Annotated in this window: 8 protein-coding genes; 5 read left to right on the forward strand and 3 right to left on the reverse strand. The window is 64.7% G+C overall.

Annotated elements, in window-relative coordinates; translation table 11 throughout:
- The 5 genes from EB084_13330 to EB084_13350 all read left to right on the forward strand — a co-directional run.
- A partial coding sequence (locus EB084_13330) for a hypothetical protein (GenBank protein ID NDD29239.1) occupies positions 1 to 1055 on the forward strand: 1055 nt, incomplete at its 5' end.
- A gap of 150 nt (positions 1056 to 1205) precedes the next feature.
- Positions 1206 to 1472 (forward strand): hypothetical protein, encoded by a 267-nt coding sequence (locus tag EB084_13335; protein ID NDD29240.1) that lies wholly within the window; start codon positions 1206 to 1208, stop codon positions 1470 to 1472.
- 3 nt (positions 1473 to 1475) lie between these two features.
- Positions 1476 to 2318, forward strand: a complete 843-nt coding sequence (locus tag EB084_13340) for an HDOD domain-containing protein (protein NDD29241.1) — start codon at positions 1476 to 1478, stop codon at positions 2316 to 2318.
- On the forward strand, positions 2302 to 3408 hold the full coding sequence (locus EB084_13345) for a GGDEF domain-containing protein (protein NDD29242.1): 1107 nt from the start codon (positions 2302 to 2304) through the stop codon (positions 3406 to 3408). The genes EB084_13340 and EB084_13345 overlap by 17 nt, the downstream gene beginning before the upstream one ends.
- Positions 3409 to 3859: 451 nt before the next feature.
- Positions 3860 to 5893 (forward strand): hypothetical protein, encoded by a 2034-nt coding sequence (locus EB084_13350; protein ID NDD29243.1) that lies wholly within the window; start codon positions 3860 to 3862, stop codon positions 5891 to 5893.
- Positions 5894 to 5984: 91 nt separating this feature from the next.
- Here the strand turns inward: EB084_13350 and EB084_13355 are convergent, their stop codons facing one another.
- The 3 genes from EB084_13355 to EB084_13365 form a co-directional block, all read right to left on the reverse strand.
- Entirely contained in the window at positions 5985 to 7226 is a 1242-nt protein-coding gene (locus EB084_13355) for an EAL domain-containing protein (protein ID NDD29244.1), read from the reverse strand.
- Positions 7227 to 7451: 225 nt separating this feature from the next.
- Entirely contained in the window at positions 7452 to 8324 is an 873-nt protein-coding gene (locus EB084_13360; protein ID NDD29245.1) for a hypothetical protein, read from the reverse strand.
- Between the two features lie 64 nt (positions 8325 to 8388).
- The coding region (locus tag EB084_13365) for a DUF1015 domain-containing protein (GenBank protein ID NDD29246.1) at positions 8389 to 9179 on the reverse strand (791 nt) is incomplete at its 5' end.

Here is a 9179-nt window from a genome sequence, read left to right on the forward strand (position 1 = left end):
AAGCCTTCACTCGTGCGATGGCCCACGCCGGCGCGCCTCACGTGCCCCCCGTCGCCCCTCCCACGCCAGATCGCGCGCTGACGCGATCCCTGTTCGACCCCAGCATCGACGCAATGCTGCGCCTCGATGAGCAGGCCGTCACCGCGTTCCTCCAACCCGCTGCAGCGCCCCCTGTTCGAGCCGCCGAGTCGGCAGGGCGCAACGGAGAAGCCCTGCAAAAGCCCGAGACCGCCTCGCTGCCCGAGCGCACCGACGCCTGTCTCGAGCAGGGCACGGGGGCGTCTGCCGCAGACTTTTCGCTCGAAGCAACGGCTGCGTCTTCGGCCGTTTCGTTGCCTCCGACGTCGGGGCGGGCGGCAGACTTCAACGGGCTTCACCTGGGACAGCGCGACAGCGCCGGGAACGGCCCCGTCTCTCGCCTGCAGAAAGCCCTCCACCAGTGGAACCCGAGACTCGAGCGCGGGCAGAGCGGCTGCTATGACGAGACCACCGCCAAGGCGGTGCTCCTGCTGAAGTCGATCTACGCCACAGGCCACGACGGTCGACGGGTGGACCCGCGCACGGCCGATCTCATCGCCCGCCTCGAGGACGGTTCCTTTCAGCGAAATCCACCGGTGAAGAGCTTCGCAGGCCGACTCATCGAAGCGGCCAGCGAGCAGCTGGGCACGCCCTACCGCCTGGGGGGCGACGGCGTCTCGAGCACCGACTGCGGCATGCTAACCCGTGAGGCCCTGCGCCGCGCCGGGCTGGCCGACGCTTCGTTCTCACGATTGGCCGACACCCAGTACCGCTACGCCGAGACAGGCAAGCACGGGCTGCAGCTGACCCACCAGCCCCAGGCCGGAGACCTGGTGTTCTTCAACCACCCCACCCATCAGTCCGCGGGCGCCTACCATGGGATCACCCACGTGGGCGTGTACCTCTCAGACGGCTACATGCTCGCGGCGTCGAGCGCTCGAGGCAGGGTTGTGGTTCAAGAGATGGGAAGGCTCTCCGCCCACGTCAGCGGCTACGGCCGTCCCAGCCCGAGTGCGGCGCTCGTGGGCCAGCGCTGAGCACGCTTTGACCACACGGCACGAGGAGCAGGGAATTCTGATCGTCTCGTCAATATAGATCGGTCCGGGGTGTCTTTACGACACCAGACCACCTGCGAGAGACACGCGTGGCACATGCCAGAGATCAGAATCGAATTGGCTCAACCTGGGATGCGTCTTGCAAAGCCCGTTCTGAACAATGACGGTGCAACGCTGCTGGAAGCCGGCTATGAGCTGACAGACGCCGCCATCGCGCGACTGCGTGCCATGGGGCTCGGCTCGGTTCATGTCCTCGAACAGAAAACGCCCCAGCAGGTCGAGCAAGAGGTCATGCGTCGTTTCCGCAAGGTCGCTGACGACCCCATCCAGCGACAGGTGTGCGCTGCCGTCCTGCACTACTTCCGCCTGCGCGAGCAGCGCCGACAGACTGCGGGCTGACCGATGGGCACACCAGAGAACCCCCTGATCGCCAAGGTTCGCAGCCAGCTGAAGCTGCCCACGCTTCCTGTGTCGGTTCAGCGACTGAGCGCGGAGTTCGCAAAACCTGGGGTGACGGTAGACGCGGTAGGGCACATCATCGAGACCGACCCCGCCATGTCGGCGCGCATCCTGCGCCTGGCGAACTCGGCCGCCTACGGCTTTCCTCGCCGCATCGCGTCAGTCAACCACGCCATCTTCCTGCTCGGGCTCAATGTCATCAAGGGCGTAGCGCTGAGCGGCGCGGTGTTCGAGATCGCAAAGGGGCAGAACGTCGACGAGCTGTGGTTCCACTCTTTGTCTGTGGCAACTGCGGCCCGTCTGCTGGCCGTTCCACATGGCAAGAAGATCGAAGAGGTCGCCTTCACCGCGGGCTTGTTGCACGACATCGGGAAGGTTGTTCTCCTGGCGTGTCTGCCAAGGGAGATGCAACAGGTGGCCAAGGTCACAAAGATGCGCGACTGCTACGCCACGCAGGCCGAGAACGAGGTGCTGGGCTTCTCGCACACCGATGTGGCCGAGTGGGTTGTGGCCGAGTGGCAGCTCCCAGACCTGGTGAAAGAGGCCATCATCTTCCATCATCGGCCTGATCAGGCGCAGACCGCCAAGGTCGAGACCGCGTGCGTGCACGTCGCCGATGTGCTGGTGAAGGCCATGGGCTTCGGCAACTCCGGTGACGACCTCGTTCCCCCCATCTCGCACGGTGCCTGGGCGTTGCTTGGGCTTGACCTCAAGACCCTGGCCACCCAGACCGCAACCATGGGCCCGCAGCTCGAGGGGTTGAGGGAAATTGCTTCCGCCGTCTGAGCCGGACATTCCCTTCTCTCTCGACGACCTCGCCGGGGATCTCGCCTCCCTTGCCGACCTCGAAATCACCATCGACGTCCCTCTCGCCCCCCAAGACCACCAGGTTGTGGCTCTGGAAGACGACGACGATGGGGTGGGCCTTTCGGGGCGCGCCCAGAGCGAAGGCGCGCTGCCGAACCGTCCCATCCTCCTGTTGCACCAGTCCCACGACGAGGCGGACGCCATCGCAGGCATCCTGCGCAGCAGCGGATTCGAGGTCCAGGTGGCCATCGGCGATGTCTCTCTCGAAGAGCTGCTGATGAACCCCCCGCTGCTCATGCTCGTCTCGCACGCGTTGCAGGGGGCGAACATCGACGCGGTCACGGGAGGGCTCAAAGCAGGCCTGAGCCGTGTTCCCGTGGTGTATCTCGTTCCCCGCAAGCTCGAGCACGATCTGCGCTGGGACAATGCCCGCATCGACGACTACGTGCGTCTCCCCCTCGACCCCAACGACCTCGTGCGACGTTTGCGTCTATGCCTCTCGCGACTCGAGCGAACCCTCGACGCCAACCCGCTCACCGGCCTGCCCGGAAACACCTCGATCCTGAACGAGACGCAGCGACGTATCGCAAGCGGTCGCCCCTTTGCATTCGCCTACCTCGATGTCGACAACTTCAAGGCCTTCAACGATCTCTACGGATACCAGCGGGGCGACGACGCGCTCAAGATGACCTGCCGCATCCTCTGCGGCGCGGTGGAAGACTACGCAGCCCGCGGAGGATTCGTGGGTCACGTGGGCGGCGACGACTTCGTCTTCATCGGCACCCCGGAGCAGATCGACCGCGTAGCCGAGGCGGTCATCCGACGCTTCGACATGGTGGTGAGCAACTTCTACGACGAAGAGGACGCCGAGCGGGGCGCCATCATCTCGGTCGACAGACGTGGAAACACACAGGTCTTCCCGTTCATGACCGTGTCCATCGCCATCGTGTCAAACGAGCACCGAAGCATCAGCCACTCAGGTCAGATCAGCAAGAGCGCCAGCGAGCTGAAGAAGAAGCTGAAGACCATGGAAGGCAGCAACGCCTACAAGGACCGCCGACGCGACTGACCGCGGCTTCCAGCACGCCACGCACACCCACCCTAAACCCGTGTCGCAGGTGGCCGATAACCAGATGGACACGGCGCACCGAGCCGCTGTCGAACGTGAGCGTGGAGGATGTCCTCGTGAATGTGTACATCTGGACCGGGCAACGGTGGAAAGCCTACCACGAACCAGACCAGAAGAAGCGGTCCTGAGCGAATCTCGTGGAACCGGGGATCAGCCTGTGACGCAAGCGCCGACATCGCCTGCATGAAGGAAGATGCGGTGCGCGTCCTCAATATCTTGAAGCAAGGGAAGGTGTCTACCCGAGCTTGTCAGATTTGGGCAGGTCAATCCCGTAACCGACGAACGGGCCGCTGAGAGACGTAGAGAGCGCCGACGAGAAACGCGCATGCAGAGCACCCCACGATAGAGACAGGGGATAGGCATGGGCGGCGGCGGTTGGAGGGAGACGGCTGTGGGCAGCAACGACCGTGGGGAGATACGAAATCTCCTGAAGCGATGCCGAAGCGGTGAAGCGGAAGCCTGGAACGAGTTTCACCAGAAGTACGGCGGAAAGATCGAGCACTGGCTGAGCATCACGCAGTCCGGCAACGACCGGCTAATGCAAGAGATCTACGCTCGCATCGCCGCTGACAGCGACGGTGCAAAGTCTCCCAAGGTCTTTGAATCGAACCTGAGACGTGCCTCGTACACCCTGGCGCTGAACCAGATGCGCGCGGTCGGCGAGAGCGGTGACGTCAGTCTGGGCGAATGGCGCGCCCCAAAGACCTCGAACGCTTCGCAGCAAGGGCTCGAGATGGCCTGGAACCTGCTTCGAGCAGCCGCTACAGGGCTGTCCGCAGAAGATCGGACGCTGCTGGCGCGGCGCTACCGAGACAGCCTGTCGTATGCCGACCTGGGCAAGATCTTGAAGCGCGATGACGTGCGACGCAGCCTCGAGCGCATCATCTTGAAGCTTGCAGATGACACCCAGAAGCTGCGGCTTCGCGCGTCCTCGTGCACCCACGCTGAGTTCCAGGCGCTGCTGCTTCCCTACGCCGAAGGGCTGCTGAACGGCGACGAAGCCGAACAGGCTCGTCGCCACTCGGGTACGTGCCCTTCCTTCAAGGTCGACGCGGAAACCATCAAGAACGTCAGCGCGGCGCTCTGGGTCGGCTACGGGAGCGCGTCGATGCATCCCACCACAGACGCCCTCATCACCTATGCCGAGGCGCCCGACGGTGCCGCCGCCGAGCAGCGGGAGAAGATCGAGACGCACCTGTCGTTCTGCGCCATGTGCTCGCAGCACCTCAAAGCGCTGCGCGAGAACGTCGATGCAGGTGCGCCGACGACGCCTTCCGCCGGTCTATCGGCAGCCCTGCTGAAAGCAGTGAATGTGGTTCCGGGTCCAGATACCGAGGTTGCAGCGCCCCCCTCCGCCGAACTGGCAGGCGCGCCGCAGCCACCGCTGGTCCCCCAGATTGCAGCCTCTTCCCCTACCGCTGCAGAGGCAGAGTCGCCACGAGAGGCGGGCGAGCAGCCGCGCTTTGGCGCGTCCCTGGCGATTGCCGCCGTGCTTCTGGTGGCTGCCGGATGTCTCTTGTTCAGCGAATCGCTGTTCAGCAGCAACAACGGAGAGACGGGTGGAACGGGGGGCAAGAAGAAGCCAGCAGCCGTGAAGACGGCAGAGAAGCCACCGGCCGTCGCCGTGAAGATACCCGACGAACCGCAAGCTGCCGCGCCCGAGTCGCCGGAAGAGGCCCCCTCCTCCGAGAAGAAGCCGGCACCAGAGAAGAAAGTCGCCGCAGAGAAGAAGCCGGCGCCGGAGAAGAAGGTCGCCGCAGAGAAGAAGCCGGCACCGGAGAAGAAGGTCGCCGCAGAGAAGAAGCCGGCGCCGGAGAAGAAGGTCGCCGCGGAGAAGAAGCCGGCAAAGACGGTCGCAGTGGCCGCCCTACCCCGCCGCGTGGCCCCCCCGTCTCCCGCAGCCTTGCGTCGTCACCAGTGGCGCGTGATACGCGCATCGCTCCCGCCTCCAGAGCGCAAGCACGTACGCCGCCTCGAGGCAAAGGGAGGGAAGGCGATTCGCACCGTGTTGCGCGACAAGCCCTACGCAGTAGAGATCGGCGTGAACACGACCCTCACCATCGAGAACGTCACCGTCACCACTACCCAGAAGGTGACAGACGCTCAGCGCGAGCGAGCCACCAACGTGCTCGCAAGCACCCTGAAGGTCGACGCGTCGAAGGTCACGTTCACCACGGGCAATCTCCCCCCGTCAACCACAGAAGCGTATGTGTACCGCCCGTCTACCGAGACGGCGAGTACGCGCGTGCCTGCCCCACAGCCCGCAACAACGCGTCCGGCCTCGTACAGCGAGCCCGTGACAACCGTGCGCATCACCCCGCCGTCACGACCACGCCCCTTGCCAGCGCCTGTGCGACCCGTGGAACCGATCCAGGCTGAGAGCCAGAGCGGCCCACCCTCGCCTCCTCCGCCCACACCTCACTGAAGTCGCCACGGCTGTGAGTCAAGACGAAGAGAGCGCCGCCCCCGTGAGGGGACGGCGCTCTCTCTTCATCAGCAAAGAAGATCGCGACCGATCAGGCTGCGGCGTCTCGCGCGCGCAGCACCTGCTGCGCCCACTCCACGGCGCGCGCATACTGCTTCTCGACGTCGACCACCTCAAAGCCGAGCATGTCGATGGTCGCCTCGGCCGCTTCCCATTCACCACGCTCCCAGGCCTCAACCATGTCGATCCAGGCACGAAGGGGATGATCTGCCTCCATGAGCCCCTTCTTGATGCGCTCGTCGATGGGAAGCGGCTCCACCAGCTCAGAAAGCGGCTGGCCCACCAGGGTATCGAGCAGGCTGAAGAGGCCGAAGAGAAACATCCCGTCTGAAGGCAGAGGAGAGCTGGAGATGCTGAGACCCAGCAGCTCGAAGAACCGACCTCGCAAGGCGGAGAGATACAAGACCTCTTCAGACGCGCCAGACGAGGTGGTGAGGTCGGTGAGCAGCACCACGCGAAGCCATTCCATGGTCTGCACCTCGCCCAGCAGAACGAGCGCGTGCTTGATCGATTCGCACTTGGTGCGAAGACCGAACGAGACCGAGTTCACGAAGCGGAACAGCCGCAGGCTCAGCGAGACATCAGACTGCAGGATCTTGCTCAAGCGCTGCGGATCGAAGTCATGCTGACCGAGCTCGGTGATGAGACGCAGGCGCGACACCTGGTTCGACGAGAGCCTGCGGCCCTCGAATGTCACCGGCTTGCTGAAGAAATAGCCTTGGAAGTACTCGAAGCCGAGCGACTTGCAGTGCTCGAAGACCTCGCGATCCTCGACCTTCTCGGCGAGCAGAATCGTGTTGAAGCGACCGAGGTTCTTCACCACCTCTGCGGTCTGCTCACGATTCAGCTGAAGCACATCGACCTTCACCAGATCAGCCAGTTCGAGAAGCGGCTCGTAGCCAGGCTGGCCCACAAAGTCGTCGAGGGCCAGCTTGAATCCGCTGGCTTTGAGTCGCTTGCACGCATCGAGAACCTCGGGGGTCGGAAGGGTGTTCTCGAGAACCTCGATGACGCAGCGCTTGGGTGGGAGCGCATAGGCCACATCCTTGAGAAGCAGCGACTGCGGGAAGTTGACAAGGACCTTGCGCCGCTCATCGACCCCCGGCAACGCGACCGCAATGCCGTCGGCAATGATCTGAAGCGTGGCGGCTTCCGGGTCGATGATCATGGCGGCCTGCGCCGTGGCGCTGTGGCGAAACAGCAGCTCGTAGGCCCAGGTGTTCATGTCGCGATCGAACACCGGCTGGCGGGCGACGTAGATGTTCTCGTACATGCGGGTCTTTGCTCCTGAAGCGACGGCGTGAGGCGCCGCCAGGCTCAGCGGATCTCTCGCTCAGTGCAGACCACGACCCCACTGCCTGGGTTGAGAACCCCAGAACGACCGAAGCGCGCTCTCTGCGTGAAAAATTTTTTCGCGTAACTTCTCGGATTCCCTGCGTGGGCTACCTCGATTGGGTGCACGTGCAAGACGTAACCGCCCTCTTCCTAACAGACCCGCTCAAGGACGTGAGAAACGGGGTAGAACCACGGGAATGTCATAGAACCCGTCATAGAGGACCCGCACCCCCGGAACCTGGGTCGTCGACGCAGTGGGCGCATCGACGGCCTTGGGAGGCTCTGGCTCTGGCTCTGGAGGCCCCGTGTCGCCCGACGGCAGAGGCTCTCCTTCGGCCCACCGCACAGACGTAATGACGGCCTTCAAGGTCGACCGATTGCGGTCGATCTCATCAAACGCGCTGAGCGCCAGCACGTGCCCGTGCCCACGAAGGACCCAGAACCGCGCGGGCGTCGCACGACCGCCAGACGACGAGACGGTTCCGCGTTGCTCGACGCAGGAGAGGCCGTTCACGTTGGTCGTGGCAACGGGGGTCTGGCCAACCTGGGCCCGCAATCCTGGCGCCAGGGCCTCCGCGCGCTTGAGAAGGTAGGCCCCTGCGTCTGCATCGGTCAGCGCGCGCGCGTAGACGCCGAGGCGACCGTCCTCCGAGGCAAAGACCACGTCGAAAGGGTTGGCCGTGCTGGTCTGCGTCCACATCGTGGGCACCATCAATCGAAACGAGCCTACGGCCACCTCACACACGCCGCTCTGCTCGGCTCTGATCTCAGTCCCGGGACGCGCGCGCGGCGCCGGTCGATTTGCCCGTCGAGGAGACTTCACGGGAGAAGACGCCGACAGCGCGGCAACCGAGGCCTCAGCCGTCGGCGACACGACCACGTTCGGCCTGCCACGCAGCCCGCGGGACACAGCCAGGATCGCGATCACTGCAGTGATCAGGCCGATGAGTTTGTTGCGCACGTGCGGGGTGCGCAGGAGCGGTATGCGCAAGGGGTACGCGTCAAGCCCTTCCAGTTCTGCGAGCAACGCCTGCACACGAAGTACGACCCGAAGAAGGCCGGCTCCTCGCAAGCCTGGGGCTCTCGATGTCTGGGCGATCTCAGACGGTGTGAATCAGGAGCGCGTCACGCAGCTTCGGCTCGAACCAGGTCGACTTCGGCGGCATGATCTGGTTGGCGTCGGCGATGGCCATCAGCTCATCGAGAGATGTGGCCGTCATCGAGAATGCCACCGCGGCGCGTCCCCCATCTACCGCGCGCTCGAGCTCGTCGGTGCCGCGAATGCCGCCCACGAAATCGATGCGCTTGTCGGTTCGCGGGTCAGCGATGCCGAGCAGCGGAGCCAGAAGATGGTCTTGCAGCAGCGCCACATCGAGACGGTCGGCGGGAGTCGCGGCCAACGTGGCCACCCGCCCGAGGTCGAGGCCGAACCACCGGCCCCCGAGATACATCGAGCAGCGCTGCGGACCCGGTGGGGTTGGAGTGGCATCTGGGGTCGCACCGAAGCGCTCTTGCACAGCGTGCAGGAAGTCGTCGGCGGACAGCCCGTTCAGGTCGTGCACCAGGCGGTTGTAGGGCAGGATGCGCAGCTCGTCGGCCGGGAAGGCAACCGCAAGAAAGAAATTGGCCGGCTCCTGGCCCGTCCAGGCCGCCCCCGCCTCATCACGCAGCCGAGCGCGCGTGCGGGAGGCGCTGGCGGCTCGGTGATGGCCGTCGGCGATGTAGAGGGCGGGAAGCTCTGCAAAGGCGCGCACGAATGCGTCGGTGCTCTCCACCTTCCAGACGGTGTGCGTGATGCCATCCGGCGCCGTGAATGCGTAGAGCGGAACCTCTGCCACCGCTGCCGCTACGGCGGCACGCAGCGCGGGGAGCGGCCGATGCGCCAGGAACA

This window comes from Pseudomonadota bacterium (genome assembly GCA_010028905.1).
In the GTDB taxonomy this organism is placed as follows: Bacteria; Vulcanimicrobiota; Xenobia; order RGZZ01; family RGZZ01; genus RGZZ01.